This window comes from bacterium (assembly GCA_029210965.1).
In the GTDB taxonomy this organism is placed as follows: Bacteria; BMS3Abin14; BMS3Abin14; order BMS3Abin14; family BMS3Abin14; genus JALHUC01.
The window spans coordinates 1-244 of sequence record JARGFZ010000138.1 but is presented as its reverse complement, the minus strand read 5'-3'; the positions used below and the strand labels follow the sequence as shown (position 1 = coordinate 244).

Here is a 244-nt window from a genome sequence, read left to right as displayed (position 1 = left end):
AGCTGGTTCTCCCCGAAATGGCTTTAGGGTCAGCGTCATATGGTTAATGCCGGAGGTAGAGCACTGATTAGGCTAGGGCCTGTCACAGGGTACCAAACTTAGTCAAACTCCGAATGCCGGTATTCAAAGTATGGCAGTGAGACTACGGGTGATAAGATTCGTGGTCGAAAGGGAAACAGCCCAGACCGTCAGCTAAGGTCCCAAAACTATGCTCAGTGGGAAAGGAAGTATGATTGCCCAGACA

1 rRNA gene (cut by a window edge) is annotated in these 244 nt (G+C 50.0%); it reads left to right on the top strand.

Going from position 1 to position 244, the window contains the following annotated elements:
• Nucleotides 1-244, top strand: a 23S ribosomal RNA gene (locus tag P1S59_14650); its annotated part reaches 346 nt to the left of the window's first position; the annotation flags it as partial.